Raw genomic sequence first — 26,473 nt, 5'->3', positions numbered from 1 at the left:
TCAGATTGCCGATGCAGCCGGATGCGCGCGCATCCACCCCCGCCGCTGCAAATGGCAGACACTGCTGCACAGGACCGCCGGCACGAGCAGGTTCAGCACCGGCACCAGCATCATCAGGCACAGCAGCAATCCCAGGATGACGATCGCCGGCCGCTGCGCCTCTGCCAGCGCGCGCTGCTGGTCCGTGTCGAGCAAGCCTGCCGCAGCAGGCGCATACAGCGACCGCACACTGAACGCGATCAGCGAACGCAGCACCACGATTGCCGCCCACACCGGAATAAATAAAGCCAGCAGCGCCAGGAAACGGCGCCAGCCGCTGCGTGCAGCCGGTAGAGCCGCGGGCACCTGCCAATTCGGATAGCGGCGCCCTGCGACTTCCCGTGCTCGACGCAGATACATCCATGGTGCCAGCACTCGCAGCGTGCCCAGCGCACAAGCGACAAAGATCAGCAGGTAAACGAACGCCACGAGCGCGATCGCGGCCAGGGCAACCTGCGCGACCGCCAGCAGCGTCTGGCCCAGTCCAGCGAGCGCATGCACGTTCAGCACGCTACCCATGTTCGACAGCGTGGCCGGCCCGCTCGCCAGACCCGGTCCGAAGTCCAGAATGCCCAGGCTGAACAGGCCGCCGACGCCGAGCAGCGCAGCCACGACGCTTAGCTCCTGGAAGAATCCGGCGAAGCGGCAATACAGCCACATCCAAAACAGCACGACGGCAATGCTGCCCAGCGCGGAGCGCCACCACAGTCCGGCATGGCGGCTGTCGCGCAGGCCGAGGCCGAGGCAGGTGAGGGCTTCGCGCGAGGCGCTGGACCAGGTGTGGAACGCATTCTTCGGCATCGTGAAAGTGAGCTCATGGCGGAGTGCGCCGACGACGCATTATAAGGCGGTGGACAGGGCAGGGCGGGGCGATCGACAGCCGGACTCGGCGCGAACTGCGGCTCGTTTTCACGCAGTTCATGCCGCCTTTTTTGCGCTTCATCGCATCCCGGTGGAACACCAGACCGCCTGTAGGTACAGTTCAACCATCGCAGGACATCACTTGAAATACCCCACACACAGGAGCCCGTCATGAATGCACTGAAACACATGGAAGTCATCTTCGTTACCGCCGCCGCCATCGCGCTGGGCACGTCGTTCTTCACCACTGAAACCCAGCCGCTGCTGGTTGCTGCCGACCGTCCGCTGTTCATCCACCCCGACCTGCACGTGCCGGTCGTCACCATCGCCGCCAAGCGCCTCACGCCGGCAGAAAAACAGGCGCTGATGTAAGCCTCACGGCCTGTGCAAGGCCTGCGCCGGAGGGCGTAAAACTCGAAGAACGGAGCGTCGTCTTGGTACAATTGCGCTTTCGACATAGCGCCAATTCCCATGATAGACATCCAACTTCTCCGCAAAGACATCGACACCGTCGCCGCCCGCCTGGCGACCCGCAAGTTCCAGCTGGACGTCGCTGCCTTCAACGCCCTCGAAGCCGAGCGCAAGGCGATCCAGACGCGCACCGAGGAACTGCAGGGCAAGCGCAACACGCTGTCCAAGCAGATCGGCGTGCTGAAGGGCAAAGGAGAAGATGCTTCCGCGGTGATGGCCGAAGTGGCCGGCATTCCGGACGAGCTGAAGAACAACGAAGCCGCGCTCGCCGCCGTCCAGCACAAGCTGTCCACGTTCCTGCAGGCCGTGCCGAACCTGCCGCACGAGTCCGTGCCGGCCGGTACCGACGAAGCGGGCAACGTGGAAGTGCGCAAGATCGGCGCGCCGCGCACGTTCGAATTCGAAGTGAAAGACCACGTGGACGTTGGCGCACCGCTGGGCCTGGACTTCGACACGGCCACCAAACTGACGGGCTCGCGCTTCTCCGTGATGAAGGGCGGCATCGCCCGCCTGCACCGCGCGCTGGCGCAGTTCATGCTGGACACGCATACGGACCAGCACGGCTACACGGAATGCTACACGCCGTACATGGTCAATGCTGATTCGCTGCTGGGCACCGGCCAACTGCCGAAATTCGAAGCCGATCTGTTCTCGGTAAAAAAGGGCGGCGTGGAAGGCGAGGGCGAGACCTTCTACCTGATCCCGACGTCCGAAGTCACGCTGACGAACACCGTGCGCGACGAGATCCTGGCCGCCGATGCGCTGCCGCTGAAGATGACGGCGCACACGCCATGCTTCCGCTCGGAAGCCGGCAGCTACGGTCGCGACACCCGCGGCATGATCCGCCAGCACCAGTTCGACAAGGTGGAGCTGGTACAGGTCGTTCACCCGGAAAAGTCGTACGAAGCGCTGGAAGAGATGGTCGGCCATGCCGAGACGATCCTCCAGCAGCTTGGCCTGCCATATCGCGTGATGTCGCTGTGCACCGGTGACATGGGCTTCGGCGCCGCCAAGACGTATGACCTGGAAGTGTGGCTGCCGGCGCAGAACACGTACCGCGAGATTTCGTCGCTGTCGAACTGCGAAGCGTTTCAGGCGCGCCGCATGCAGGCCCGCTTCCGCAATGCCGGCGGCAAGCCGGAACTGGTGCACACGCTGAACGGTTCCGGCCTGGCCGTGGGCCGCACGCTGGTCGCCGTTCTGGAGAATTACCAGCAGGCCGATGGCACGGTCGAGGTACCGGAAGTGCTGCGTCCGTACATGGGCGGCCTGGCCGTTCTAAAAGGTTAAAGAAAGCCCTTCCATTTTCCGGAAGGGCTGCTATAATCTTGCCTTCTCGCAGCAATGTGAGAAAGGAGAGGTGGCAGAGTGGTCGAATGTACTTGACTCGAAATCAAGCGATGGGGCGACCCATCCGTGGGTTCGAATCCCACCCTCTCCGCCAGAATAAGGAAAGAATCCCCTGCAAAGGGGATTTTTTTCGAGTAAAGACCAGGAAAGGTGGCAGAGTGGTCGAATGCACCGGACTCGAAATCCGGCGTACGTTTAGGCGTACCGTGAGTTCGAATCTCACCCTTTCCGCCAGTAAAAAGATAATCGCTCTTCGGAGCGATTTTTTTTTGCTGACGGAAAGGAGGGAAGTCCCTGCGGACTTCCTGTGGGGGATTCAAAAGTTCGCCCTGCAGGGCACAGCGGGGCGGCGGGGCGTGGCCGAATCTCACCTCTTTCGAAAAGTAGACTGAACAGAAGCCCCGCACGTCGGGGCTTTTTGTCTTGGCTGGGCAACAGTCAAGAAGTACCGGGGCGGCGATACCCCGGCGCGATGGCGCGGGCATCTGAAACCTGCTGGCTGATCCCAGCAAGATCGCGCCGGTCAAAATCCATCAAGCAATGCAACGAGGCGACGTAGGAAGCTTCATGTCAGCCCTGCGCAAGCGCAAGGGGCTCTCGGCGCGTGCTGTCGAATTCGCGATCCAGACGGCGTGCAGCCCGGGCGACGTGCGACGCGCCACAGGTGACGCATGAATATGCGAGCCAAGCTCTGGAAGCTCCCGTCGGAGCGTGTGAAAGCGAGACAAAGTTGCAGCTTGTTAGAAGTTACTAACCGGCTATGCGATCAAAACGGCAGTGCACGATTCTGGACAATGGTTTTCATCACAAGCGTGGAGCGCAGACGCAAGACGTTCGGCAATGTCGACAGGCCCTCATCATAAAGCCGCTGATATGCCGCCAGATCCGTAGTAATGATATGCAGGATAAAGTCGGGGTCGCCGAATAGCCGCTGTGCCTGGATGATCTCCGGAACTGCCGGGACGGCTTCTTCGAATGCCTGCACACTGCGCCGGTCAGTGTTCGACAGAGTGACGAATACGATGGACGCAAAGTTGAGCCCGATAGCGGATGGGTTGATGGTAGCCCGATAGCCCGAGATTATTCCAGCGTCTTCCAGAGCGCGCACACGCCGGTGGCACGGCGACAGGCTCAGCCCGATACGTTCTCCCAGGTCGGTAAGGGAAAGCCTGCCGTCTTTATGCAGTTCCGCAAGAATCTTTCGATCATATTCATCCATAAGGAAGATATTGCCGCACCTAAACCTATTATGGCAAGACTTGGCAAGCACATTTCGTCGCCCACACCGTATCCTTAGCTGATGGAAATAAAATATCAAAAGGAGCTACATGAGCCTGTCTTCCGTTAAACAGTTCTTCGCCGAGGCCGCACCGGATATCACTGTGATCGAACTCGGCACGAGTACGGCAACCGTCGCACTGGCGGCGGACGCCTTGGGGGTGACACGCGGCCAGATCGCCAAGACGCTGTCGATGCGGCTGCCCAATGAAATCGTGCTACTGGTTACGCGGGGCGACGCCCGCCTTGATAATCGCAAGTACAAGGAACACTTCGGGACAAAGGCGCGCATGTTGGAATCGGCCGCGGTTGAGGCGCAGACAGGTCATCCGATCGGCGGCGTTTGCCCGTTCGGATTATTGCAACCGCTCCGGGTGTTCTGCGACGTGTCACTGCGCGCTTTCGAAGAAGTACTGCCGGCAGCCGGGACGCCGAACTCGGCATTACGCATCGCGCCCGAGAGGATGGCGCAGCTGACCGGGGCACAATGGATCGACGTGACGGCGAATGACGCCAGTTTGGACGCAGATTCGTCTGTCAATCCGGGCACCAGCCTTGTCCTCTGACCAAAGGAGTCCGCATGGCTCGCACCCGTCCTGCTTGTCTGCAACACACCGCAGGTATCGGCATAGATCGCATGGGCGCCCTCGCTGATCGAAGCAGCGTTGACATGTTGCGTCTTGAGAATCTCGATACCGCTATTCCCCTGGGCGACAAGGTGCGCGCCGTGCTAGATGGCGCGTGACTCAGAGCGGGCTGCTCCAACTCCAAGCCCGGAGGATCACACGACGTCTTATGACGCGTCACTCACCTTCCGAGGCGAGGCCCCAAGCACGCGCTTGAACGCGGCACCAAACGCACTGTCCGACTCATAGCCGAGCGATGCCGCGACGCGGCTGATGGTGGCCCCCTTTACGGCCAGGCGCTCGCAGGCCAGCAGCATGCGCCAGCGTGTGACGTAAGCCATCGGTGCCTCGCCCACCGTCTCGGCAAAGTGCGCGGCAAACGCCGAGCGCGACATGCCGGCGGTTGCGGCCAGCAGGGCAACGGTCCAGGGGTGCCCCGGTTCGGCATGGATGGCGCCGAGGGCCGCACTCAGCTTGCTGTCCTGCAGCGCGTACAACCAGTTGCCCTGGCCCGACGGCGCGCCGTCCAGGTGATGCCGCAGGGCTTCGATGAGGAGGGCCTGCGCGAAATGGCTGGCCATCAGCTGCCCGCCGGGACGTGGGCAGCGCAGTTCTTGCATCAGCCGTGCAATGGACAGCCGCAAGGCTTCACCCGCGGCGGACGCGACGTGCAATACCTCCGGCAGCATGGCGAGCAGGATGCCTGCATGGGTATTGCCAAAGCCGAAGTAGCCACCCAGTCCGGCGCAGTCGATGCCGGTTCCGATCCGTGCCACATTCCCTGGTCCGACGACCGTCAATGCCTCGGCGACATCGACTGGTCGACTTTCCAGGTCGCTGCACAAGCGGAAGGCGGTCCCGCCCGACACCATCACCACATCGCCTTGCTGCAGCCGGCGCTGGCCGATCGGCGCGTCGCCATACAACCAGCAACTGCCCAGCGTGATGGCGAAGCACTTCAGGGAGCCGTCGGCGGGATAATGGAGAGACCAGCTGCCGCCCGCTTCCAGCCCGCGAAAGGCATAGTCCGTGGGGCGCAACATGGACAGCACATCGGACAATGGATCCATCAATCGGGTCTACGCGAGCATTTAAACCATGCATGATAGCCGCTCCCGATAGCGCTCGCGGGCTGCCACCAACACGCCCTGCAAATAATTCGCGATGGGCTCGGCCTGGACGAATGCGACGAGTTCAGGGAGCTTTGCGCATTGTTCGTCCGTTCTCCTATTCATAAAATGTGCGTTCGTCATCCCGGAGCGCATCATGCAAGATCCCCTCAACCACGCCTTGTGGCTCCCTGCCAGGCAGGCGGCGTTCACCGTGGCGCCGGCGCCCTATACCGCGCCGCGCGGCCGTGAAGTGGTCGTGCGCACGCGCGCCGTCGCACTCAATCTGTTCGATCGCCATCTGCAGACCATCGGCTCCCTGGCTTGTCCGTGGCTGAACTATCCCATGGTCGTGGGTCACGACCTGGCGGGCGATGTCGTCGAAGTGGGGGAGGACGTGACCCGCTTCCAGCCCGGCGATCGTGTGCTGGGCCTGGCCGGCGGTGTGGACAAGGGGCGCAATCGCGCCGCGGAAGGCGCGTTCCAGCACTACGTCGTGCTGCTCGAACACATGGTGACGCCGTTGCCCGCCGCGATGAGCTACAACGAGGCCAGCGTGCTGCCGCTTGGCGTGTCGACAGCGGCCTGTGCCTTGTTCCAGGACGGATTCCTGGGTCTCGCGCCGCCCCGGGTGCAGCGGCAGCCCCGCAGCGAAACCGTCATCGTCTGGGGCGGCTCGACCAGCGTCGGCGCCAATGCGATCCAGCTGGCGGTCGCCGCCGGCTACGATGTCCTGACCACCTGTTCGCCCGGGAATTTTGAATACGTCCGAACATTGGGGGCACGCCAGGCATTCGATTACCGCAGCGCCACCGTCGTGGCCGATCTGGTGAGCGCACTGAAACATTCGCGCTGTGCCGGCGCGGTGGCGATCGGTCCGGGCGCCGCGCTCGCCTGCCTGGACGTGGTGGTTGCGGCGGGCGGCGCGCGGACCGTGGCGGTGGTCACGCCACCCGCCACCTTCGACGGCATCCCCGTCGGCCGCGGACGCTTGCGCAAGCTGCTGCCCATCCTGGTCAAGAACGCCACCGGCCTGCTGAAGTTGATGTGGCGTGCCAGGCGGCGCGGTGTCGCAACGCCCTTTGTCTGGGGCACGGCACTGATCCACAACGAGGTGGGGCCGCTGATTTTCCGGCAGTACCTGCCCGAGGCGCTGGCGCGCGGCGCATTCAAGCCCAGTCCGCCCTGCCAGGTTGCCGGCCACGGCCTGGAGGCGATACCGGCGGCGATGGCCATGCATGCAGCAGGCGTGTCTGCCGCCAAACTGGTCGTGACGCTCTGACCCATGCGCATGAAAAATTTATCGCGCGGTGTACTCAGCTTGCCTTTGCTGGCGGGCTGTACGTCCAACCCCGTCCACGTCGCCGAGTCGCCTTACGCCGCATCCGCCCAGTTTGCCGACGGCGTGTTCCATAACCAGGAGGGCTTCCCCGGCATGGCAGGCGCGGGCAATTGGCGGGCTGGGCTGCGCACGCTGTTCCGGTCCAAGGTCGATACCGTGCCGAAGATCGCCATTCCGGTGCGGCAGCTGTCCGCGCAGGTGCTGGACGCGCTGGACGAGAACGCCAACCACCTGGTCCGGCTCGGCCATTCGTCGCTGCTGCTCAAGCTGCAGGGGAAGTACTGGCTCGTCGATCCCGTTCTGAGCGAGCGCGCGTCGCCGGTGCGCTTCGCCGGTCCGCGCCGGTACAGCGAACCACCCCTGCGGCTGGAAGGGTTGCCCGATATCGAAGGTGTCGTCATCTCGCATGACCATTACGATCATCTGGATGCGCCCACGATCGCCTTCCTTGCCAACCGTGCGCGGCGTTACCTGGTGCCGCTGGGCCTCAAGGCCCGCCTGGTCGGCATGGGGGTGCCGGCAGAACGTGTCACTGAGCTGGACTGGTGGCAGTCGGCCACGCCCGATGGGCTGGTCGTCACGGCGACCCCGGCGCAACACTTTTCCGGTCGCAGTCCCTGGGATACCAACCGCACCTTGTGGGCCTCCTGGGTGTTCGAATCGGCCGGTGAACGCATCTTCTTCAGCGGCGACTCGGGGTATTTCGGCGGCTTTCGCCAGATCGGCGAACGGTTCGGCGCCTTCGATGCCGTCTGCATCGAAAATGGCGCGTACGACCCGGCATGGCCAGGCATTCACATGCGCCCGGAAGAAACCCTGCAGGCTTTTCTGGACCTGCGCGGAAAAGTGCTGGTGCCGGTTCACAACGGCGCCTTCGATCTCGCCTTCCACCCGTGGGGCGAGCCGCTGGACGCCATTGCCCGGTTGGCCGAGACGCAGGGCATTGCGTTGGCAACGCCACAGCTGGGTGAGCCGATCACCATCGGCCGCGCCAGGGTCAATCTGCATTGGTGGGAGGGCATACGATGAGCGGCACAACGCGCGCACTCGACATGAAACCGGCATCGACGTTAGGGAAAGCGCTTCGCTACGGCGGCACATTCCTCGCCGTGGGTGTCGGACTGGTTTCCTATCGCTATATCGCCAAGGTCGGACCCGTGCCGCCGAACGTGCTTGGCAACCGGTTCTTCGCCCCCTGGATCGTCGTGCATGCTGCCGCGGCGTCGACCGCCCTGATCCTGGGTACCATCCAGCTGTCCAGCGGCGTGCGGCAGCGCTGGCCCGCACTGCATCGCGCGAGCGGGTTGGTGTATGTCGCCGGTTGCATCGTCGGCGGTGCCTCGGCGCTCGTCCTGTCGGCGGGCCTGACGACGGGCCCTGTGGCGACGGCAGGTTTCGGCGCGCTTGGCGTGCTGTGGCTCCACGCCACGCTGCAGGGCTTGCGCACCGCGCGGGCACGCGATTTTGCGCGGCACCGGGCCTGGATGATCCGCTCCTACGCGTTGACGTTTGCGGCGGTCACGCTCAGGATCTACCTGCCGGTGTCCCAGATCATCGGCATCGATTTCGACTTTGCGTACCAGTGCATCGCCTGGCTGTGCTGGGTGCCGAACCTGGTGATTGCCGAAGCCTGTCTCCGGCGTGGCGCCCGGCCACGTGCCGATCCGCGAAATGAAGCCTCATTTCGCGGGCAAGAATAGGACTGAAGCCTGATGAACGCGTTTAAACCAGCGGCATACGAGCGCTTCCTCAGATCTTCCCGATCTGCTGATCGATCTTCTTCATCGCCCGCTCATTGCGCTCGCTGTACCGGTCCGTCAGATAGTCCACGCGGCCGCGCATCAGCAACGTGAACTTGAACAGCTCCTCCATCACATCCACCACGCGGTCGTAGTAGGCGGAAGGGCGCATGCGGCCGGCGTCGTCGAACTCCTTGTAGGCCATCGGCACCGAGGACTGGTTCGGGATCGTCACCATGCGCATCCAGCGTCCCAGCAGGCGCAGCGTGTTGACCACATTGAACGACTGCGAACCGCCGCAAACCTGCATGACGGCCAGCGTGCGGCCCTGGCTCGGGCGCAGCGCGCCCTGTTCGAGCGGGATCCAGTCGATCTGGTTCTTCATCACCGCGGTGATGGCGCCATGGCGTTCGGGGCTGCACCAGACCTGGCCCTCCGACCAGAGGCACAGTTCGCGCAGCTCCACGACCTTGGGGTGATCCTCCGGCACGCTGCCCGCCATCGGCAGCTCCGTCGGATCGAAGATCTTGACGTCGCCGCCGAAGTGCGTGAGGAGGCGCGCCGCTTCCTCGATCAGCAGGCGGCTGAAGGAGCGCTCGCGCAGCGAGCCATACAGCAGCAGGAAGCGTGGCGGATGGTCCATGTCGCCGGCCGGTGCGAGCTTGCGCTGGTCGGGTACATCGAGCTGGTCCGCGCGTATGTTCGGCAGCTTAGGTAGATTCAGCAGCTTATCCATGGCGCACGTGCTCCCCGTGTTCATCGATCACCGGTTCGCCGTCTTCCTTCGTGAACGCGCCGCGTTGTGGCGCGTCCAGGATCTCCAGCACCAGTTCCGATGGACGGCACAGGCGCACGCGGGTGGGCGTCACCACGAACGGGCGGTTGATCAGGATCGGGTGCGCGAGCATCGCGTCGAGCAGCTGGTCGTCCGTGATGGACGGGCTGTCCAGTCCCAGTTCCGCGTAGGGCGTGCCTTTCTGGCGCACCGCTTCACGCACCGTCAGTCCTGCGCGGGCTATCAGGTCGGCCAGCGTCGCGCGGTCCGGTGGCTGGTGCAGGTACTCGATCACGGTCGGTTCGATGCCGGCATTGCGGATCAGGGCCAGCGTGTTGCGCGACGTCCCGCAGGACGGGTTGTGGTAGATGGTGACGCTCATGATGTCTCCTCAGGTTAAACGGATGGCCAGGGCAGCAAGGGTGACCAGCAGCACTGGCAGCGTGAGCACGATCCCGACGCGGAAGTAGTAGCCCCACGAGATGTGGATGCCTTTCGTGTCGAGCACATGCAGCCAGAGCAGCGTGGCCAGGCTCCCGATGGGCGTGAGTTTCGGACCCAGGTCGCTGCCGATCACGTTCGCAAAGATCATCGCCTCGCGGACGGCGCCCTGCGTGCTGGTCGCATCGATCGACAGCGCGCCGACCAGCACCGTCGGCATGTTGTTCATGACCGAGGACAGGAAGGCCGTCATGACGCCGGTGCCCAGCGCGGCGCCCCACACGCCGTAGTCGGCACAGCGGTTCAACAGTGCCGTCAGATGGGCCGTCAGGCCCGCATTGCGCAGGCCATACACCACCAGGTACATCCCCAGCGAAAACACGACGACCTGCCACGGCGCGCCGCGCAGCACCTCGCGGGTGGCGATGCGATGTCCGCGTGCCGCGACGATCAACAGGATCACGGCACCGCTGGCGGCGACGGCGCTGATCGGCACGCCCCATGGTTCCAGCCAGAAGAAGCCGACCAGCAGCAGGACCAGCACCCACCAGCCCGCGACGAAGGTGGCGCGGTCGTGGATGGCATCGCGTGGCAGCGTCAACTGCGCCACATCGTAGTTGGCAGGGATGTCCTTGCGGAAGAAGAGCAGCAGCGCGCCGAGGGTCGCGGCAACGGCGACGACGTTCACCGGCACCATCACGGCCGCGTAGCGCGCGAAGCCGATGTCGAAGTAATCGGCCGAGACGATGTTGACCAGGTTCGACACCACCAGCGGCAGGCTGGCCGTGTCGGCAATGAAGCCGGCCGCCATCACGAAGGCCAGCGTGGCCCGGGCATGGAAGCGCAACGCGCGCAGCATCGCGATGACGATCGGCGTGAGGATCAGTGCCGCGCCATCGTTGGCGAACACCGCGGCGACGGCAGCGCCCAGCAGGACGAGCATCGCGAACAGACGTTTGCCATTGCCTTTTCCCCAACGCGCCACGTGCAGCGCCGCCCATTCGAAGAAGCCCGCCTTGTCCAGCAGCAGGCTGATGACGATGATGGCCACGAAGGCACCGGTGGCGTTCCAGACGATGTGCCAGACCACCGGGATGTCGGCCACGTGGATCACGCCTGCCAGCAGTGCGACGCTGGCGCCGGCCGTTGCGCTCCAGCCGATACCGATGCCGCGCGGCTGCCAGATGACCAGGGCCAGCGTGGCGACGAAGATCAGCGCCGCGATCAACATGTCTTCTGTCCCACGCCGCATGGCACGCCACCGCAGCAGTTCTCGGTGAGGAAGCCGATGAGGTCATTCATCGTGCCGATGTTTGCCGAGTAAAACACGAAGCGGCCTTCCTGCCGTGACAGCAGGAGCCGGGCATGCGTCAGCTCCTTCAGGTGGAACGACAGGGAGGAGGGCGCGATGTCGAGATGTTCGGCAATCCTGCTTGCGGCCAGACCCTCGGGGCCCGCCTGGACCAGCAGGCGGAACACGGCGAGGCGGCTTTCCTGGGCGAGGGCGGATAACGCGGGCAGGGCGGTGGCGGTCTGCATGGTGCGTGGATTCGATAGTTCGATAATTATCGAATTATAGGTGATTTCGTGCGACTTGAAGCAATCAATGTCTGCTCCACTGCGGGTGTTGAACCTGCAGCCGCCAGCATTGTCCAAGGATCGACACTGGGAGGACATATGAGTGAGCACACGTTATCGGTCGAGGCCGCCGAACGATTGGCCGACGAGTTGCTGGACGCTGCACGGCGCGAGAGAAGGCGCCGCCTCGCACCATGGCTGTCCTGGTACAGGATGGCGGTGACACCATACTGGACAGGTATTTACGAATTTCCGTCGCCCTTCTCGCCGCTGTGGAGCAGCCTGGAGCATGCGCGCCGGAGCAGTAAAGCACGGCATTAAGGAGGAACCAGACCGAGCCGGTAATTCCTTCCAGGAGATGTTACGGACAACCTTGCCGCCAGCAAAGAAATCGCCTTGGGAGCGATTTTTTCCCGAAAAAAGAAGAAAGTCCTCGATCCTGCCCAGGAGAGATTCCAGAGAGTGACGCGCGCTGCCGAGCCCACTTCAAAGCGCAGCAGTGACGCCCGCACGGCGGTCGTTGTGCACTACCGAAATCCGCTGCCGTATCCACGCGTGGGTATGCAACTGCACAACACGCCCCAGCGGCGTCGGGAAATGCAGGAAGCCATGCGGCGCCTCCGGCAGCACGTGCAGCTCGACATCGGCAACCGCGCGCCAGCGCTGCGCCATCGACGTCGTATCGTCGAGCAGGGGGTCGCGTTCCCCGCCATACATCAGCGCTGGCGGCATGCCGGCCAGATCGCCATACAGCGGGGAGTGCGGCGCCGCGCGGCGTTCGGCGTCGCTGAATCCGGGCGTCAGCATACGCAGTGCCTCCGCCATGCCGGGGCCATCGAGCACGAGCGTCGTGGCATCCGCCGCGTGTACCTTCGGCGTGCCGGCGAGGTCGTACACGCCGTAGTACAGCACGGCGCCCGCTACCCGTTCCAGGCACTGCGGCTGGTCCTTCAGTCGCAGCAGCACCGTGCCGGCAAGGTGTGCGCCGGCCGACTCGCCGACGAAGAAGACGGGCAGGCCATCGACGTCGCCGGGTCCGCCCGCAAGCAGCCAGCGCGCAGCCGCCAGGCAATCGTCCATTGCCGCCTGCAGCGGAAAGCGCGGGACCAGGCGGTAGTCCACGGACACCACCGTGACCTGGCAATCGGCAACGAGCGCCGCGTTCAGCGCATCGTTCATTTGCGGATTGCCGATGACCCAGCCGCCGCCATGGAGGTCGAGGACCACGCCGCACGCAGCGCCGGCGGGGCGCAGCACACGTACCGGAACCGACAGGCCGCCATCCTTGGCGATGTGCTGTTCCACCCGGACGTTGGCGCGCGCCAGCTTCCGGTCGGCGCCGAGTTGCGACATGCGCAGGAGGGACTGGATGAGGCGCGGCGTGAACCGGTTGCGGATCTTGAAGCGCGGCATGCGCGCCAACAGGCCGTTGAAGCGTCTCACTGCCTGTATCACGTGTTCGTCGAGAAGCAGCTTTGTCATCGAGCTCGGTATCCTGCGTTGTAGTTGGCTGCTCACATTGTAATGAGTCGGTACGGCGATTGCCCGGCGTGCCCGGGACCGATTTCACGGGGTATACACGGGGCGGCCCGCTGCGCAGGCGCGGGTTGGTGGAGTGCAGCCATTCATGAATCTTCCTCATAAGCCCCAATAATCAACCGTCCACGTGCACGGTCCGTATCGCCTTAAAGTTCTCCCGTGAGCAATAACCAACAGGTAGAACCGCATGAAATTCGACACCCCGGCGGGCCGGAACCCGATCGACAATCTCAACGTGGTGGGCAAGCCCGTCGATCGTATCGAGGGGCCGCTCAAGGTCACGGGTACCGCCACCTACGCTTATGAACAGCACGCGGCCGCACCCAACGCCGCCTATGGTTACGTGGTCGGCGCGGGCATTGCAAAGGGGCGTATCGTTTCCATCGACGTCACGCGGGCGCGCGCCGCGCCCGGGGTGCTGGCGGTGGTCACGGCCGACAATGCCGGCAAGCTCGACAAGGGCGAGTTCTATGCCGCCCGGGCGCTGGCGGGACCGGACATCGACCACTATCACCAGGCCGTCGCGCTGGTCGTTGCCGAGACGTTCGAGCAGGCACGCGCGGCCGCGCAACTGGTGGCAGTGCGAAGCGAGCGCTCGGCGGGCGCATACGATCTGGATGCGGCACGTGCCACGGCGCGTGCCCCGAAGCAGGGCGCCTTCGGGCCGCCGCCGGAAACGTCGGTTGGCCAGTTCGCGGAGGCATTCGAAAGGGCGCCGGTGAAGCTCGACGCAACCTTTTCGACGCCGGACCAGGCGCACGCGATGATGGAGCCCCACGCCACCATCGCTGCGTGGGACGGCGACAAGCTGACACTGTGGACCTCCATCCAGCAGATCAACTGGGGTGTGCGCGATATTGCGAAAACGCTCGGGATCAGGAAGGAGAACGTGCATGTCGTGTCGCCCTATATCGGTGGCGGCTTTGGCGGCAAGGGCACCATCCTGTCCGATGCGGTGCTGGCCGCCCTGGGCGCGCGGCATGCCGGGCGACCGGTGAAGGTGACGCTGCAGCGTACGCTCATGTTCAACAACGTGACCCATCGTCCGGCGACCATCCAGCGCATTCGGATCGGTGCTGCACGGGATGGCAAGATTGTCGCGATCGGGCACGAGAGCTGGTCCGGGAACCTCGCGGGCGGGCGGCCGGAGGCAGCCACGGCCGCAACGCGGCTGCTGTATGCGGGACGGCACCGGATGACGCGCCTGCGCCTGGCGCACCTCGACCTTCCGGAAGGCAGCGCCATGCGCGCGCCGGGTGAAGCCCCGGGCATGATGGCGCTCGAAATCGCCATGGACGAGATGGCGGAAAAGCTCGCACTCGATCCTGTCGCATTCCGCATCCTGAACGATACCCAGGTCGATCCCGAAGACCCGCGGCGTCCTTTTTCGCAGCGTGCTTTCGTCGAGTGCCTGCGCGTCGGCGCCGAACGCTTCGGATGGCGCGAACGGTCGAACGTCCCGGCCGGCCGGCGCGAAGGGCAGTGGCTGGTGGGCATGGGCGTGGCCGCCGCGATCCGTGGCGCGCCTGTCACGAAGTCAGCGGCCCGGGTCAGGCTCGATCGCAACGGCGTTGTGACGGTAGAGACCGACATGACGGACATCGGCACCGGCAGCTATACGATCATCGCGCAGACAGCGGCGGAAATGATGGGCCTTCCGCTCGACCAGGTGAACGTGCGCCTTGGCGACTCGCACTTTCCCGAGTCGAGCGGCTCGGGCGGGCAGTGGGGGGCGGCGTCGGCAACGGCAGGCGTGTACGCGGCTTGCGTGAAGCTGCGCGAGGCGGTGGCCCGCAAGCTTGGCTTCGATCTGGCCGATGCGCAGTTCGAGCGTGGCCAGGTCAGCCAGGGCGGGCGTAGCGTACCGCTGGCCCGGGCGGCGGGCGAGGGTGCGCTGGTCGCCGAAGACACGATGGAGTATGGCGAGCTCGACAAACGATATGCGCAGCAGACGTTCGGCGCCCAGTTCGTCGAAGTGGCAGTCGATGCCGCGACGGGCGAGATCCGCCTCCGACGCATGCTCGCAGTGTGCGCTGCCGGCCGCATTCTCAATCCCAAGACGGCGCGCAGCCAGGTGATCGGCGGGATGACGATGGGCGCCGGCGCCGCACTGATGGAGGAGCTCGTGGTCGACAAGCGGCATGGCTTTTTCGTGAACCATGACCTGGCGGGCTATGAAGTGCCCGTGCATGGCGACATCCCCCATCAGGATGTGGTCTTCCTCGACGAGACCGATCCCACCATCGCGCCCTTGAAGGCGAAGGGCGTCGGCGAGCTAGGCATCAGTGGCGTGGCGGCGGCCATTGCCAACGCGGTGTACAACGCAACGGGCGTTCGGGTGCGGGATTATCCGATCACGCTGGACAAGTTGATCGATCGGCTGCCGGCATGACGCGCTGCCTGGTGGTGGTGCCAGCGTGTAGGCCGGCACCGGTCGGTGATGATCCGCCAGCGGTTCCCCGCAACGGTGTTCACACCCTGAGCCGCAGCGCATCGATCACCACCTGCACTGCGCGCGAGGTGTGGCGGCGACTGGTGTAGTAGGCATACAGCGCCGGGAAAGGCGGACACCACGCCGGCATCACGCTGAGGAGTCGCCCTTCGCGCACGTGGGTCCCGGCCAGGCTTTCGGGGAGGAAGGCCAGGCCGGCACCACTCAGCGCGGCACTCAGGATGGCATAGGAACTCGTGAACACGGCCTGCCCGCGCACCTTGGTTTCCAGGGGCTGTCCCTGGTGCTGGAGCTCCCAGGCGTACAGGCCGCCGCTGGTGGCCAGGCGCAGCGTGATGCAGTTGTGCTTCATGAGGTCCTGGAGCGACGCCGGCTTGCTGTGCCATTCGAAGTAGGCGGGCGAGCCCACGATCATCATCGGCTCCCCGGGCGTCAAGCGCACGGCGACCATGTCCTGTTCGATCAGGTCGCCGTAGCGGATGCCGATGTCGTAGCGTTCGGCGGCGATGTCGACCATGCGGTATTCCGACCCGATTTCGATGTTCAGGTCGGGATATTGCCGCAGCAGGGGCGCGATACGTGGCCACACGACGTGGTCCACCACATGTTCGATCGCCGTGATGCGCACGGTGCCTGCCGGGTTGTCGCCCATGTCGCTGATGGCCGCGATTTCGGCTTCGATCTCGTCCAGCCGCGGTCCCACGTTGTGCAGGAGGCGCTCACCGGCTTCGGTCGGCGACACGCTGCGGGTGGTGCGCGTCAGCACACGCACCCCCAGCCTGCTTTCGAGCGTGCGGATGGCGTGGCTGAGCGCCGACTGGGTCATGCCGAGCTTGGCGGCTGCGCGGGTAAAGCTCCGTTCCCGTGCCACTGCGAGGAATACCTGAATGTCTTTGATGTCGTCGCGGGCCATCGATGGATCCTGAAGAAACACTGGAGAAGCCGCTGGCGGCAGGCAAGTTGAAATGGTCGAGAAGGTAAATGATGAAGAATAAGCTCGATAAGTACCGAGTAGCAAGGAAGTCGCTCGCCGTCGCTGTCCTGTTGTGCTGCGCGGCGGTGCCGGGCCTGCAGGGTCGCGCGCACGCGCAGGCAAGCGCGCCCGTCCGCAGCACATCACCACCCACGAAGGAGGATCAAATGGTTGCACCCGCATTGGAACATTACACCCAGGACCCGCTGCTGGGCGACGTCTGGAAGCGCCCCGGTCTCGCGCCGCGCGACCGCAGCATCGTGACTGTCGCAGTCCTGGCGAAACCATGAACCAGCGGTGAACCGTGCCGTCGTGGGCCTGGCCGCTCCCCGCGCGTGTGCCGCATGCGTTGCATCCCTCTCGACCGGCTGCAACGACGAGCGAGCTTTCATTTCCGCGCTGCCAATTCCCCATCCCCACTATCCTTACGCCAGCTAGCGTACTGTGCTCTAGCCCGCATTGGGATCAACCTGTTTGCCCGCCCCCGGTGCCCAGCTGGTCAAACCTCCCGCAGGTACCGATGCGGGCTCACCGAACGACCGCCGCGCCGCAGCCTTGCCCTTTCCCTTCGCGCAAACTCCGTGCTGGCGGACTACAGGAGTACACCATGAAAGCCGTTGTCTATCGCGGGCCGCACCAGGTTGCAGTCGAAGAGGTGCCGGACCCCAGGATCGAACGTCCCACGGACGCCATCGTCAAGATCACCACCACCAATATTTGCGGTTCCGACCTGCACATGTACGAAGGCCGCACCGACTTCGAGCAGGGCCGGGTGTTCGGCCATGAAAACCTTGGCGTGGTCATGGAAGTCGGGCCGGCAGTCGAGCGACTCAAGCCCGGGGACTGGGTCTGCCTGCCGTTCAACATCAGCTGCGGCCACTGCAAGAATTGCGAGCGCGGCCTGACAGCCTATTGCCTGCGGGCGAACGAGCCGGGCGTGGCCGGCGGCGCCTTCGGGTTCGCCGACATGGGACCATGGACGGGCGGCCAGGCCGAATACCTGCGGGTGCCATGGGCCGATTTCATGGCACTGAAACTGCCGCCGGACGCCGAGGAGAAGCAGACCGATTACGTCATGTGCGCCGACATCTTTCCCACCGGCTGGCATGCGACGGAACTGGCCGGCATGAAGCCGGGCGATGCGGTGGTGATCTACGGTGCCGGCCCGGTGGGCCTGATGGCCGCGCACTCGGCGATGATCAAGGGCGCCTGCAGCGTGATGGTGGTCGACTGCCATGCGGACCGGCTCCAGCTGGCCGAATCGATCGGCGCGGTGGCGATCAATTATTCGAAGGAGGATCCGGTGCAGCGCGTGATGGACCTCACGCACGGGAAGGGCGCGGACGTGGGGTGCGAATGCGTCGGCTACCAGTGCCACGACCACCACCATCACCGCCAGGAGCGCCCCAATCTCACGATGAACAACCTGATCAACTCCGTCAAGTTCACCGGCGGGATCGGGGTGGTGGGCGTGTTCGTTCCCGAGGACCCGAACGGCCCGGACGAACTGGAGAAAGAGGGCAAGCTGGCGCTCGACTGGGGCAAGCTCTGGTTCAAGGGGCAGCGCGTGGCGACCGGCCAGTGCAACGTCAAGGCCTACAACCGGCAGCTGCGCGACCTGATCCACGCTGGCCGTGCCAACCCCTCGTTCATCGTTTCCCATGAGCTGACGCTCGACCAGGCGCCGGATGCCTACCAGCACTTCGACGTCCGCGACCATGGCTGGACCAAGGTCGTGCTGCACCCGGGATCCTGACGCCGGGCATTGACTGCATCACGAGGCCACGTTCCCGCACGGCGACGGCAGGTGCGGGAGCGTGCCATCAGAATTCAGCATTGGCTGCACGCCGCGCTCACACGAGCTCATCGGCGGCGCCGGTCGACATAACGCACCTGCCTGCTTCATCGCCACGCCCAGCTCGCCGAACTGGTCTCCGATGGCGGCGTGTCTGCGTGGGAGTGTCGGATCCGAGCCCAGCCAGCTATCGGTCGCGATGCCGGCTACCCAACCGATACGGTCCCTACAAATTCAGGTTCAGGCCGGTTTTCTGGACCAGGAAGTAGGTAAACAGCCCGAGCGCCACAAGCGCCAGGAGGAAGATCGCAGCCACCTTCCCGGCGGCACGCAGCACCGCGCGCCGCTCCTTTTCCTTGTCCTCCTCCTTTGTCCCCTGGTCGTAATGCCACTTGACGGCAAAGAACATGCCCGTGCCCAGCACGAGAAGCTTGAACGTCACCAGGACGATGGGAATCCATTCCATGATTTCAGTATTTCCTGGCTATTGTTTGACTATCTACGTTGGCAATGCAATTGCATTCGACGGCGCGCTTCGTAGAGGGCGGGTGGGGGAGCAACCGTAACGGCGACCGCCACTCGGGATGGAATTGCTGCTCGTTATGAGGCATTCTACGCAAAAGCAATCTCCATACATCGAGACATAATGTCCCAGTTAAAAACCATACAAGATGGCGATTTACCTATCTGGTTGCCGCGCCTGGCACCGCAAGGCGGGCCGCGTTTCCTGCAGATTGCGGATGCGTTGCAGGCAGCCGTCGTCGACGGCTCGCTAACGCCGGGTGACCGCCTGCCGCCGCAGCGCCGGCTGGCGGCACAGCTCGAAGTCGACCTGACGACAGTCACGCGCGCCTACGACGAAGCCCGGCGCCGCAATCTGCTGGAGGGCCGCGGCGCCCGAGGCACCTATGTCGCCGCGCCGAAGGCCGAACTGACCGCGATCCTCGACCTGAGCATGAATACCCCGCCACCGCCGGACGGCGTGGACTTCGACGACATGCTCAAGCAGGGCTTGTCCCAGGTGCTGCTGCGTGCCGATAGCGCGTTGCTGATGACGTACCACCTGGGCGGTGGCAGCGACTCCGACCGCAAGGCCGGTGCCCAATGGCTCGCACCGATGTTCGGCCAGCTGGACTTCCGGCAGGTCGTCGTCTGTCCGGGCGCGCAGGCTGCGATCGCCGCATTGATCCTGGCGCTGACGGAGCCTGGCGACGTGATCCTGGCCGAGCCGGCGAGTTATCCCGGCCTGCGCGCCGCAGCGACCCAGTTTGGCCGGCGCATCATGGCCGTGGAAGCGGACCAGCACGGGATGGTGCCCGAGATGCTCGAGGAAGCCTGCCGCCAGCAAAAGCCCAGGCTGGTGTACCTCAATCCCACCCTGCAGAACCCGACCGCCGGCACCATGCCGGAACGCCGGCGCAAGGCGCTGGCCGGTATCGCCAGGCGCTGCGCTGTACGCATCGTCGAGGACGATCCCTACTGGCTCCTTGCCGATGCGCCGCCGCCACCGATCGCCACGTTTGCTCCGGAGCAGGTGTCGTACATCGCGACCTTGTCGAAATGCCTCACGCCCGGCTTGCGCGTGGCCTTCGTGGTAATGCGCAGCCCGCAGGAACGCGAACGGTTCCTGGTCGCGCTCAGATCCTTTGCGCTGATGGCGGCGCCTCTGACGGCCGCACTGGCCACGCAGTGGATCCTCGACGGTACGGCCGATGCATTGATGGCAGGTGTACGCCGCGAGGCGCGCCTGCGCCACCGCATGGCGCGGGATCTACTGGCAGGGCGGTACAGCGGCGGCGGAGACGGGCTGCATGTATGGCTCGCGTTGCCGGCATACTGGACCGCCTCGCAGTTCGCGCTGGCCGCCGACAGCGCGGGCATCGCCGTCACGCCCGCGGAAGCATTCGCCACCGGCGACGTTTCCGTGAATGCCATCCGGATCTGTCTGGGCAGCATCCAGGACCGGGAACGCTTGAAGGCGGGGCTGCAACGGCTGTCTCATCTGCTGGCATCGCGGCCCGAATCGTTCAGCGCTGCGGTGGTCTGACTGATCGTGAATGCGGTGAAGGAGGGGCGTGCCGGAAAGTCGCCAAGCGAGCACGTCTCCGAATGCCACCAGGGTTATATCGCTCATCTGAAAATCCGCATGGATGGAATCGTCGCACCTGAAGCGATACCAGCCCATCGCGTGAAACACCGAAAAATGAACTTTTAGTCGTTCTTTTCCTGGTACTGAATGGTTGGCGGTCTGGTAAATTGACGTATTTTTCCGAAGGCCGCGGGGCCAAAAGGTCGGCCCACGGTTGCACTGGTCGGTGCAAGGTTTCCTGTTAATTTAATGGAGCTGTCGCGATGAAAATTGATACTGCAACCGGCCACCTCTATGCGAGTCGAAGCGTGCAGTCATCCACGACTGCCCGCGTTAACCCGGCATCGTTTTCGGCCGCGCTGACCGCAGCCGCGGCAGGCGTGTCCGAATCGGTTGCGCAGGGCACCAGACAAGCCGACTTTACCAGCATGACCCGCCAGGAAATGCAGGACTGGAGCAATGACCAGATTCGCAGCGGGAAAATGTCGCTGGATGAAGGCCGGCCCTTCATGGCGATGTCGATGAAAATGCCGGTGGTTGGCGGCACCGGCGGCGGGCTGCAGGCTTCCAGCGATGGCGAACGCCTGGATTTCATGCAGAAGGTACGTGCGGGCATCGAGGGCGCGCTTTCGCGTAACGACGATATCACGCGCCAGATGCTGGAGTCGGCCATGAAGATCATGCAGCAATCCCAGGGCGAAACCATCGGCGTCGACACCCGCGCGTAAAACGAAATGGCCGGATTTCCGGCCTTCCCGTATCGAGCTGCGTTCAGCGGCAGGTCTATTCCAAGACGGTCTCGCGATAAGAGCGGCAAGGACGGTCGGTATATTCCGACAGTTGTTTCAATCTGAAGCCAGGATCGAACGATGAACAGAACCGGGCTGGCAAACGCATTCGGGTTTTTCATGCTCATCGGCGGCGTGCCGTGTGTACTCGCTATCGCCGTATTCTTCCGGATCGGTGCCGCGCACGAGTCGGGAATCTCTTCGGGTGGTAATGCTCTCGGACTGATGATGATGTCGCTGTGGGCGTATGGTATCGCTCTGGCCAGTTGTGTCGCCGGGCTTCTCTACTTCGGCTATGCCGCGCTCAAGTATCGGATGTTTCCCACGTCGTGGCACAGGCTTGTCATCTGCTGGTCCATTTGCCTGGTGATCGGCCCGGTCCTCTATCTATTTGCCACGTAGCGCAGGCCGCGCAGCGATGGCCTCGCCCAGCGACCGGGCTTCCGGCGCACCTGCCTGGATGGCCCATCCCGCGCCAGCGACGATCAGCGTCGTCAGTGCGAACGGAATGACCGTGCGTTTCACGGCGGCGACCATCCAGTGGCGTGCATCGAGCAGCCGGAGCTTTCGATACAGACCGGCCGCCAGTAGCGCATCGACCAGGATCTCGGCAAACAGCACGGGCGCCGACCAGACCACGAAGAGCGACGACAGCAGAACGCCCAGCAGAAGCAGGATCACGGCGAGCGGGATTGTCCCTTCGTCGACCGCGCCGATCGCTGCCGACGAGTTCTCTGCGGCAGCACCGATCCCTTCCTCCGCCGATCCGAAGTCCACGTTTGCACTGGCGCCACCGCCGTCGAAGGTCCCGCCACCACCCGCGAAGTCCGGTGCCGCGCCAGCGTGGCCTTCACCCGTCGATGGGGTGGGGACGATATCGATGTAATCCGCGGCGCTGGTGCGCAGCCACAGCCACAGCAAAGCAAGGAACACCATGTACGCGACACCCATCGCCAGCAGGTAGCGCAGGCCCATCGCGTGCAGCCCGGCCGCGAGCATTCCCGCCGAGGCACAGAACCCCGCCACGCCGGTCAATACAACGAGAATCAGCATCTGCAGGCGAGGGAAGCCATCGCGCAGCAGCCTGGCGCGCATGCGCTCCACGGCCACGGCACGGGTGACCCGACGCGGGCCTGGCCGTGGTGGCGCGGTAGAGGACGATCTTCCAGAGGGGCTTGCGTCGGGCAGGCTCATCGCTGTCAACCCCCTGTCACGTCAAGCCGAGGCTTCCTGCTTCGCGAAGATGCTCACCATCTCCGCCATGTTCTCGGTGCCCCACGTGCACAGCGGCACGATTGCATCGGCCAGGCTGCGGCCCAGCGGCGTCAGCGCGTAATCCACCCGGGGCGGCACTTCCTTGTAGTCGGTGCGGGACAGTACCCGGTCGGCTTCGAGATCCTTCAACTGCTGGATCAGCACCTTGTCGCTGACGCCGGGGATCATGCGTTTCAGCTCGCCATAACGCTTGGGTCCGTCGCGCAGGAAGAACAGCACCAGGGGTTTCCACTTGCCCGAGATGATGCGCAGCGTGGCGTCGAGCCCGCACGAAAAGCCGCCCGTGCCGCAGGTTTGGGGATGTGTCGTCATATTTTCTTACTTACCAAAAGATGCATACAGTGTAAAAGGTGAATTTCATACTTACCAAAAAGTGCATACTTGACCTTAGGTTATCAGGGCCACATAGTGAGGTCAAGAAGCGGCTCCCGCTTCCGGACAACCCAACCAGGAATGCACGACATGACCAGACTGAATGGAAAAACGGCTGTGATCACCGGCGGCGCCACGGGCATTGGCCTCGCCGCAGCGAAACGCTTCATCGAAGAGGGCGCCTTCGTCTACCTTTTCGGCCGGCGTCAGGATGCGCTCGAAGCCGCGGTGGCCGACCTCGGGCCGAATGCCCGCGCGGTGCAGGGCTCCGTCACGGAACAGGCCGATCTCGGCCGGCTCTACGCGGCGGTGCAGGACGAACGCGGCACGCTCGACATCGTCTTCGCCAACGCCGGCGCGGGCAGCCCCGTACCGCTGGGCCAGATCACGGCCGGGCATATCGACGAGATCTTCGAGACCAATGTGAAGGGTGCCATCTTCACGGTGCAGAAGGCGCTGCCGCTGATGGGCGCTGGCGGTTCGATCATCCTGACCGGATCGAGCGCGGGCACCACGGGCGCGCCGGCGTTCTCCGTCTACAGCGCGAGCAAGGCGGCCGTGCGCAACCTGGCGCGGACGTGGGCGGAAGACCTGAAGGGCACCGGCATCCGCGTCAACGTGCTGTCGCCGGGACCGACGGCCACCGAACTGGCAAAGGCCGCACTGGGGCCGGAAGGCATGCAGCTGTTTGCCGCGATGAGCCCGCTCCAGCGCATGGCCGATCCGGCGGAGATCGGCGCTGCCGCCGCGTTCCTCGCCTCGCCGGACAGCAGCTTCATGACCGCCAGCGAGCTTGCCGTCGACGGCGGCATCGCGCAAATCTGATCAGCGCTCAAGCAAAGGAGAAACCATGAGCCATGCAATCATCGGCTTCGGCCCTGTCGGCCGGGCCCTGGCCAGGGCATTTGCCCGCAACGGCATCGAAGTCTCCGTGGCCACCACGCGCGATCCGGCCAGCTTCGCCGCGGAAGCGGCCACGATCGGACCCACCATCCGCGCCGTGACTCTGGCCGAAGCGGTGGCGGCGGACGTGCTCTTCCTGGCTGTCCGGTTCGAGGCGCACAAGGACGTGGCAACAGCACTGCCGACCTGGCAGGGCAAGATCATCGTCGACGTGACCAATGCCTACGGTGTCCCGCCTGGCGAACTGGGTGGCAGGCCGTCCGCGAAGGCCGTCGCGCAGGCCTTCGCCGGCGGCACGGTGGTCAAGGGCTTCAACCACCTGGGCGCAGCCGTGCTGGCCCAGGATCCGGCCGTGCAGGGCGGCCGGCGCGTCGTGTTCCTGGCGGGCGACGACGACGGGGCGACGGAGCAGATTGCCACGCTGGCGGAACGCCTCGGCTTCGCGCCGGTGAAGCTGGGCGCCCTGGCCGAAGGCGGCCTGCTGGTGCAGGCGCGCGGCAATACCTGGGGCCAGCTGATCTTCCAGGACCTGGTCAAGTTCGATTAACCATCCGGGGCGGGTTCGTGGGGTGATGCCCCCTCAGGCGCCCCGTCCATCCGCCGCAAAACCCGCGGCGCGGTGGCTGCCATCGCAGAACGGCTTGTCCTTCGACTGGCCACAGCGGCACAGCCGGACGGACAGCGTGCGGTCGACGGTGCGGCCGGTGCCGGTAATGATCTCGGCGGCGCCGCGCACATCGAGCGGGCCGTTGCGCAGCGGCGTGACGACCATCGGCCCGGCGCGTTCTTCCAGTACCGGTGAAGGCCGCGTCGGCGCCTCGCCGGAAGCGGTGAAGCCGGCGGCGATGTGCGACTGGTCGCAGAACGGCTTGTTCTTCGACTGGCCGCATCGGCACAGTGCGACACGCAGCGGGTTTTCCTCGGCACCGTCGGCCAGCATCAGCTTGACGTCCGCATTGGCCGACAGCGGACCGTTCTCGCGCATGCGCACCAGGTTCACGGGCGGTGCCGTCTCGTTTTCGCGGCCGTCGCGGCGTTCGAAGCGGATCGCACCGGACACGCAGTTGCGCGCCACCCGCATCAGCCGCTCGGGCGTGGCCTTGTCCGGGAAGATCCACTCGCCTTCCTGGTTCGCCAGGAACACGTCCGGCTCTTCCAGCACGCAGTGGCGCGAGTGCACGCAGCGGCGGCCATGGAAGTAGATGGTGCCGTTTTCGCCATGGGCGACTTCGATCTTGTCGTCATCTTCGGCGGCCGGTTGCATCGCCTGCACCATCACCGGCAAAGCCGGTACCGGGTTGCTGGCAAATCCGGCGCCGTAGTCTTTCGCATCATGCGCCTGGCGCCATGCACCGGCTGCCTCGCGCAGCGTGTGCGCCAGCTGGCCCAGCACGGGCAGGGCGTCCACGCAGCAGTCGGCGTGGGTGGCCAGCAGCTCCATGCGTTCCGCGATGAGCCACGCGGCCGACTCCGGCGATTCGTAGCCCAGCGCCGTGCGCGACAGGCTGAATGTCATCCCCGCCATCACGCCCGGGTGGTCGGGATTGGCGGGCAGCGTGGTCAGCGTCACGCCCACGTCCGCCACGGCGTGCATCAGTGTCATTGCCTGCGCCATCACGGCCGGGCGGGGCAGCAGGCAGTTGGTCGTGTCGCTCATCAGCGCGAACAGGCGCAGCATGAGGAAGTAGGCGCTGTTGCCCACGTCCAGCAGCGACAGGGCCGGTTCGCTCACCACCTGCACGCGTTCCTCGGTGGTGACCGGCGCACGCATCACGGGATGGCGCGCCACCTCGCGGTACGGCTTGAAACCGGGCCGCCGCGCCTCCAGCGCGTGCCACTGCTCGCGAATCGTGCGAAAGCGCGCGTAGTGCGACGTCTCCAGGCATACCGCCGAGCCTTCCCCCTGTTCCACGATCAGCGTCAGTGCGCGCCGGGCGTCGGCCTCCGTAGCGATGGTGCACAGGCCGGGCAGGAACACGTCCTTCTCCGACAGCTGCGCTTCCTCGCGGCCCACGAACAGGCCTTCGGCACCGAGGCTGGCGGCCAGTGGCGTGAGGCTGTCGGCAATGGCCTGATACAGCTCGCCTACGGTGCGGTAGTCGCCGGGGATATCGGTGGCGAGGTCGTCGCGGTTCATGTCGCGCGAATAGTCCAGCTTTTGCATGGTCTCGCCATCCGGCTCGTCCGCATCGGCCGGGCGCTCGACATAGATGAAGTGGTCGAGCGTGGCGGCATCGAACGGCAGCAGCGCCACCGCCACGTCGGCCGGGAACTGGCCGGCGGTGGCGGGGAAGTTGTAGTGGCGGTAGTGCGGCCGCGAACCGACCGCGATGAGCAGGTTGTTGACGAGGGCCAGGTGCAGCATCTCCTCGGTCGCGATCGCGATGATCTCGGCGCGCCACCGTTTCACGGCGCTCAGTTCGTCGGGGAGCAGGTCCTCGTCGATGCCCTGCTTGAGCGAGAAGGCGGCGTACAGGTAGGTGCACATCAGGCAGTGTTCGACTTCAGCGGCTTCTGCCAGCATGCTGATGAGTTGATCGCGGTGGGTTGCCAGGTTCAAAGCGGTTCCGAGTGAGTGGGCGGACGACGGGGTATCCGTCGTCACGAGTATTCTCCGCGCCGGGTTGGCGCAGGCCAGCGCCTAATATAATTTAGCCAACACGGCTCTGTAAGAGCGC

The 26,473-nt window shown here is 64.7% G+C and carries 28 protein-coding genes and 2 tRNA genes; 17 read left to right on the top strand and 13 right to left on the bottom strand.

Going from position 1 to position 26,473, the window contains the following annotated elements:
• Entirely contained in the window at window positions 1-840 is an 840-nt protein-coding gene (locus IP91_RS05755) for a hypothetical protein (protein ID WP_145647759.1), read from the bottom strand.
• A 231-nt stretch (window positions 841-1,071) separates the two neighbouring features.
• Here IP91_RS05755 and IP91_RS05750 point away from each other — a divergent pair, with 231 nt between their 5' ends.
• The 4 genes from IP91_RS05750 to IP91_RS05735 all read left to right on the top strand — a co-directional run bounded on the left by IP91_RS05750 (window position 1,072) and on the right by IP91_RS05735 (window position 2,955).
• Entirely contained in the window at window positions 1,072-1,272 is a 201-nt protein-coding gene (locus IP91_RS05750) for a hypothetical protein (RefSeq protein ID WP_145647758.1), read from the top strand.
• A 99-nt stretch (window positions 1,273-1,371) separates the two neighbouring features.
• A complete protein-coding gene (gene serS / locus IP91_RS05745) occupies window positions 1,372-2,661 on the top strand; it encodes a serine--tRNA ligase (RefSeq protein ID WP_145647757.1) in 1,290 nt (429 codons plus the stop codon).
• 64 nt (window positions 2,662-2,725) lie between these two features.
• A tRNA-Ser gene (locus IP91_RS05740) sits at window positions 2,726-2,815 on the top strand.
• 50 nt (window positions 2,816-2,865) lie between these two features.
• A tRNA-Ser gene (locus IP91_RS05735) sits at window positions 2,866-2,955 on the top strand.
• A 532-nt stretch (window positions 2,956-3,487) separates the two neighbouring features.
• Here IP91_RS05735 and IP91_RS05730 read toward each other — a convergent pair.
• On the bottom strand, window positions 3,488-3,940 hold the full coding sequence (locus IP91_RS05730) for an Lrp/AsnC family transcriptional regulator (RefSeq protein ID WP_145647756.1): 453 nt from the start codon (window positions 3,938-3,940) through the stop codon (window positions 3,488-3,490).
• 109 nt (window positions 3,941-4,049) lie between these two features.
• On the opposite strand from IP91_RS05730, the gene IP91_RS05725 reads away from it, so the two are divergent.
• Together IP91_RS05725 and IP91_RS05720 are read left to right on the top strand one after the other, a co-directional pair.
• Window positions 4,050-4,565 (top strand): YbaK/EbsC family protein, encoded by a 516-nt coding sequence (locus IP91_RS05725; protein ID WP_145647755.1) that lies wholly within the window; start codon window positions 4,050-4,052, stop codon window positions 4,563-4,565.
• 14 nt (window positions 4,566-4,579) lie between these two features.
• Window positions 4,580-4,744 (top strand): hypothetical protein, encoded by a 165-nt coding sequence (locus IP91_RS05720; RefSeq protein ID WP_199754495.1) that lies wholly within the window; start codon window positions 4,580-4,582, stop codon window positions 4,742-4,744.
• Window positions 4,745-4,792: 48 nt separating this feature from the next.
• On the opposite strand, the gene IP91_RS05715 is transcribed toward IP91_RS05720, so the two are convergent.
• A complete protein-coding gene (locus IP91_RS05715) occupies window positions 4,793-5,695 on the bottom strand; it encodes an AraC family transcriptional regulator (RefSeq protein ID WP_145647754.1) in 903 nt (300 codons plus the stop codon).
• 196 nt (window positions 5,696-5,891) lie between these two features.
• Here IP91_RS05715 and IP91_RS05710 point away from each other — a divergent pair, with 196 nt between their 5' ends.
• The 3 genes from IP91_RS05710 to IP91_RS05700 are packed head-to-tail and all read left to right on the top strand — an operon-like array spanning window position 5,892 to window position 8,776.
• Window positions 5,892-7,016, top strand: a complete 1,125-nt coding sequence (locus tag IP91_RS05710) for a zinc-binding alcohol dehydrogenase family protein (RefSeq protein WP_145647753.1) — start codon at window positions 5,892-5,894, stop codon at window positions 7,014-7,016.
• A 3-nt stretch (window positions 7,017-7,019) separates the two neighbouring features.
• Complete coding sequence (locus IP91_RS05705) at window positions 7,020-8,105, top strand: MBL fold metallo-hydrolase (RefSeq protein WP_145647752.1); 1,086 nt, start codon at window positions 7,020-7,022, stop codon at window positions 8,103-8,105.
• The gene (locus tag IP91_RS05700; RefSeq protein ID WP_199754494.1) at window positions 8,102-8,776 is read left to right on the top strand and encodes a DUF2306 domain-containing protein; all 675 of its coding nucleotides are present in this window, start codon (window positions 8,102-8,104) and stop codon (window positions 8,774-8,776) included. The genes IP91_RS05705 and IP91_RS05700 overlap by 4 nt, the downstream gene beginning before the upstream one ends.
• A 49-nt stretch (window positions 8,777-8,825) precedes the next feature.
• On the opposite strand, the gene arsH is transcribed toward IP91_RS05700, so the two are convergent.
• The 5 genes from arsH to IP91_RS05675 all read right to left on the bottom strand — a co-directional run bounded on the left by arsH (window position 8,826) and on the right by IP91_RS05675 (window position 13,091).
• The gene (gene arsH, locus IP91_RS05695) at window positions 8,826-9,551 is read right to left on the bottom strand and encodes an arsenical resistance protein ArsH (RefSeq protein ID WP_145647751.1); all 726 of its coding nucleotides are present in this window, start codon (window positions 9,549-9,551) and stop codon (window positions 8,826-8,828) included.
• On the bottom strand, window positions 9,544-9,972 hold the full coding sequence (gene arsC / locus IP91_RS05690) for an arsenate reductase (glutaredoxin) (protein WP_145647750.1): 429 nt from the start codon (window positions 9,970-9,972) through the stop codon (window positions 9,544-9,546). Before arsC ends, arsH begins: the two co-directional genes overlap by 8 nt.
• A 9-nt stretch (window positions 9,973-9,981) precedes the next feature.
• Window positions 9,982-11,262: an arsenic transporter gene (locus IP91_RS05685; RefSeq protein ID WP_145647749.1), complete on the bottom strand. Its 1,281-nt coding sequence runs from the start codon at window positions 11,260-11,262 to the stop codon at window positions 9,982-9,984.
• Window positions 11,256-11,570 carry an ArsR/SmtB family transcription factor gene (locus IP91_RS05680; protein ID WP_145647748.1) on the bottom strand — a complete coding sequence of 105 codons (315 nt, stop codon included), beginning with the start codon at window positions 11,568-11,570 and terminating at the stop codon, window positions 11,256-11,258. Before IP91_RS05680 ends, IP91_RS05685 begins: the two co-directional genes overlap by 7 nt.
• 525 nt (window positions 11,571-12,095) lie before the next feature.
• A complete protein-coding gene (locus tag IP91_RS05675) occupies window positions 12,096-13,091 on the bottom strand; it encodes an alpha/beta hydrolase (RefSeq protein WP_145647747.1) in 996 nt (331 codons plus the stop codon).
• Window positions 13,092-13,335: 244 nt separating this feature from the next.
• On the opposite strand from IP91_RS05675, the gene paoC reads away from it, so the two are divergent.
• Entirely contained in the window at window positions 13,336-15,540 is a 2,205-nt protein-coding gene (gene paoC / locus IP91_RS05670; protein ID WP_145647746.1) for an aldehyde oxidoreductase molybdenum-binding subunit PaoC, read from the top strand.
• A 79-nt stretch (window positions 15,541-15,619) separates the two neighbouring features.
• Here the strand turns inward: paoC and IP91_RS05665 are convergent, their stop codons facing one another.
• Window positions 15,620-16,513 carry a LysR family transcriptional regulator gene (locus tag IP91_RS05665; protein WP_145647745.1) on the bottom strand — a complete coding sequence of 298 codons (894 nt, stop codon included), beginning with the start codon at window positions 16,511-16,513 and terminating at the stop codon, window positions 15,620-15,622.
• A gap of 68 nt (window positions 16,514-16,581) precedes the next feature.
• On the opposite strand from IP91_RS05665, the gene IP91_RS26390 reads away from it, so the two are divergent.
• Window positions 16,582-16,863 (top strand): carboxymuconolactone decarboxylase family protein, encoded by a 282-nt coding sequence (locus IP91_RS26390; RefSeq protein WP_229473907.1) that lies wholly within the window; start codon window positions 16,582-16,584, stop codon window positions 16,861-16,863.
• A gap of 317 nt (window positions 16,864-17,180) precedes the next feature.
• Window positions 17,181-18,329, top strand: a complete 1,149-nt coding sequence (locus IP91_RS05655; RefSeq protein ID WP_145647744.1) for a glutathione-independent formaldehyde dehydrogenase — start codon at window positions 17,181-17,183, stop codon at window positions 18,327-18,329.
• Window positions 18,330-18,594: 265 nt separating this feature from the next.
• Here IP91_RS05655 and IP91_RS05650 read toward each other — a convergent pair whose 3' ends face one another.
• Window positions 18,595-18,834, bottom strand: a complete 240-nt coding sequence (locus tag IP91_RS05650; RefSeq protein ID WP_145647743.1) for a hypothetical protein — start codon at window positions 18,832-18,834, stop codon at window positions 18,595-18,597.
• A gap of 180 nt (window positions 18,835-19,014) precedes the next feature.
• Here IP91_RS05650 and IP91_RS05645 point away from each other — a divergent pair, with 180 nt between their 5' ends.
• The 3 genes from IP91_RS05645 to IP91_RS05635 all read left to right on the top strand — a co-directional run bounded on the left by IP91_RS05645 (window position 19,015) and on the right by IP91_RS05635 (window position 21,647).
• Window positions 19,015-20,415, top strand: a complete 1,401-nt coding sequence (locus IP91_RS05645) for an aminotransferase-like domain-containing protein (RefSeq protein ID WP_199754493.1) — start codon at window positions 19,015-19,017, stop codon at window positions 20,413-20,415.
• 305 nt (window positions 20,416-20,720) lie between these two features.
• Entirely contained in the window at window positions 20,721-21,185 is a 465-nt protein-coding gene (locus IP91_RS05640; RefSeq protein ID WP_145647742.1) for a hypothetical protein, read from the top strand.
• Between the two features lie 141 nt (window positions 21,186-21,326).
• The gene (locus IP91_RS05635; RefSeq protein ID WP_145647741.1) at window positions 21,327-21,647 is read left to right on the top strand and encodes a hypothetical protein; all 321 of its coding nucleotides are present in this window, start codon (window positions 21,327-21,329) and stop codon (window positions 21,645-21,647) included.
• Here IP91_RS05635 and IP91_RS05630 read toward each other — a convergent pair.
• Window positions 21,633-22,340: a hypothetical protein gene (locus tag IP91_RS05630; RefSeq protein ID WP_145647740.1), complete on the bottom strand. Its 708-nt coding sequence runs from the start codon at window positions 22,338-22,340 to the stop codon at window positions 21,633-21,635. The genes IP91_RS05635 and IP91_RS05630 overlap by 15 nt on opposite strands.
• A gap of 120 nt (window positions 22,341-22,460) precedes the next feature.
• The gene (locus tag IP91_RS05625; protein ID WP_145647739.1) at window positions 22,461-22,832 is read right to left on the bottom strand and encodes a winged helix-turn-helix transcriptional regulator; all 372 of its coding nucleotides are present in this window, start codon (window positions 22,830-22,832) and stop codon (window positions 22,461-22,463) included.
• Between the two features lie 150 nt (window positions 22,833-22,982).
• Here IP91_RS05625 and IP91_RS05620 point away from each other — a divergent pair, with 150 nt between their 5' ends.
• Window positions 22,983-23,717 (top strand): SDR family NAD(P)-dependent oxidoreductase, encoded by a 735-nt coding sequence (locus tag IP91_RS05620; protein WP_145647738.1) that lies wholly within the window; start codon window positions 22,983-22,985, stop codon window positions 23,715-23,717.
• A gap of 25 nt (window positions 23,718-23,742) precedes the next feature.
• A complete protein-coding gene (locus tag IP91_RS05615) occupies window positions 23,743-24,342 on the top strand; it encodes an NADPH-dependent F420 reductase (protein ID WP_145647737.1) in 600 nt (199 codons plus the stop codon).
• A gap of 33 nt (window positions 24,343-24,375) precedes the next feature.
• Here IP91_RS05615 and IP91_RS05610 read toward each other — a convergent pair whose 3' ends face one another.
• Window positions 24,376-26,355, bottom strand: coding sequence for a ferritin-like domain-containing protein (locus IP91_RS05610; protein ID WP_145647736.1), 1,980 nt, complete (start codon window positions 26,353-26,355; stop codon window positions 24,376-24,378).
• Window positions 26,356-26,473 lie beyond the last annotated feature (118 nt).

Source organism: Pseudoduganella lurida, from assembly GCF_007830455.1.
GTDB lineage: Bacteria > Pseudomonadota > Gammaproteobacteria > Burkholderiales > Burkholderiaceae_D > Rugamonas > Rugamonas lurida.
This window is presented reverse-complemented; position numbering and strand designations above follow the sequence as displayed.

Coding starts and splice junctions, on each gene's coding strand:
- IP91_RS05755 (WP_145647759.1), bottom strand. CDS start 840: ATGCCGAAGAATGCGTTCCACACCTGGTCCAGCGCCTCGCGCGAAGCC.
- IP91_RS05750 (WP_145647758.1), top strand. CDS start 1,072: ATGAATGCACTGAAACACATGGAAGTCATCTTCGTTACCGCCGCCGCC.
- serS (WP_145647757.1), top strand. CDS start 1,372: ATGATAGACATCCAACTTCTCCGCAAAGACATCGACACCGTCGCCGCC.
- IP91_RS05730 (WP_145647756.1), bottom strand. CDS start 3,940: ATGGATGAATATGATCGAAAGATTCTTGCGGAACTGCATAAAGACGGC.
- IP91_RS05725 (WP_145647755.1), top strand. CDS start 4,050: ATGAGCCTGTCTTCCGTTAAACAGTTCTTCGCCGAGGCCGCACCGGAT.
- IP91_RS05720 (WP_199754495.1), top strand. CDS start 4,580: ATGGCTCGCACCCGTCCTGCTTGTCTGCAACACACCGCAGGTATCGGC.
- IP91_RS05715 (WP_145647754.1), bottom strand. CDS start 5,695: ATGGATCCATTGTCCGATGTGCTGTCCATGTTGCGCCCCACGGACTAT.
- IP91_RS05710 (WP_145647753.1), top strand. CDS start 5,892: ATGCAAGATCCCCTCAACCACGCCTTGTGGCTCCCTGCCAGGCAGGCG.
- IP91_RS05705 (WP_145647752.1), top strand. CDS start 7,020: ATGCGCATGAAAAATTTATCGCGCGGTGTACTCAGCTTGCCTTTGCTG.
- IP91_RS05700 (WP_199754494.1), top strand. CDS start 8,102: ATGAGCGGCACAACGCGCGCACTCGACATGAAACCGGCATCGACGTTA.
- arsH (WP_145647751.1), bottom strand. CDS start 9,551: ATGGATAAGCTGCTGAATCTACCTAAGCTGCCGAACATACGCGCGGAC.
- arsC (WP_145647750.1), bottom strand. CDS start 9,972: ATGAGCGTCACCATCTACCACAACCCGTCCTGCGGGACGTCGCGCAAC.
- IP91_RS05685 (WP_145647749.1), bottom strand. CDS start 11,262: ATGTTGATCGCGGCGCTGATCTTCGTCGCCACGCTGGCCCTGGTCATC.
- IP91_RS05680 (WP_145647748.1), bottom strand. CDS start 11,570: ATGCAGACCGCCACCGCCCTGCCCGCGTTATCCGCCCTCGCCCAGGAA.
- IP91_RS05675 (WP_145647747.1), bottom strand. CDS start 13,091: ATGACAAAGCTGCTTCTCGACGAACACGTGATACAGGCAGTGAGACGC.
- paoC (WP_145647746.1), top strand. CDS start 13,336: ATGAAATTCGACACCCCGGCGGGCCGGAACCCGATCGACAATCTCAAC.
- IP91_RS05665 (WP_145647745.1), bottom strand. CDS start 16,513: ATGGCCCGCGACGACATCAAAGACATTCAGGTATTCCTCGCAGTGGCA.
- IP91_RS26390 (WP_229473907.1), top strand. CDS start 16,582: ATGATGAAGAATAAGCTCGATAAGTACCGAGTAGCAAGGAAGTCGCTC.
- IP91_RS05655 (WP_145647744.1), top strand. CDS start 17,181: ATGAAAGCCGTTGTCTATCGCGGGCCGCACCAGGTTGCAGTCGAAGAG.
- IP91_RS05650 (WP_145647743.1), bottom strand. CDS start 18,834: ATGGAATGGATTCCCATCGTCCTGGTGACGTTCAAGCTTCTCGTGCTG.
- IP91_RS05645 (WP_199754493.1), top strand. CDS start 19,015: ATGTCCCAGTTAAAAACCATACAAGATGGCGATTTACCTATCTGGTTG.
- IP91_RS05640 (WP_145647742.1), top strand. CDS start 20,721: ATGAAAATTGATACTGCAACCGGCCACCTCTATGCGAGTCGAAGCGTG.
- IP91_RS05635 (WP_145647741.1), top strand. CDS start 21,327: ATGAACAGAACCGGGCTGGCAAACGCATTCGGGTTTTTCATGCTCATC.
- IP91_RS05630 (WP_145647740.1), bottom strand. CDS start 22,340: ATGCGCGCCAGGCTGCTGCGCGATGGCTTCCCTCGCCTGCAGATGCTG.
- IP91_RS05625 (WP_145647739.1), bottom strand. CDS start 22,832: ATGACGACACATCCCCAAACCTGCGGCACGGGCGGCTTTTCGTGCGGG.
- IP91_RS05620 (WP_145647738.1), top strand. CDS start 22,983: ATGACCAGACTGAATGGAAAAACGGCTGTGATCACCGGCGGCGCCACG.
- IP91_RS05615 (WP_145647737.1), top strand. CDS start 23,743: ATGAGCCATGCAATCATCGGCTTCGGCCCTGTCGGCCGGGCCCTGGCC.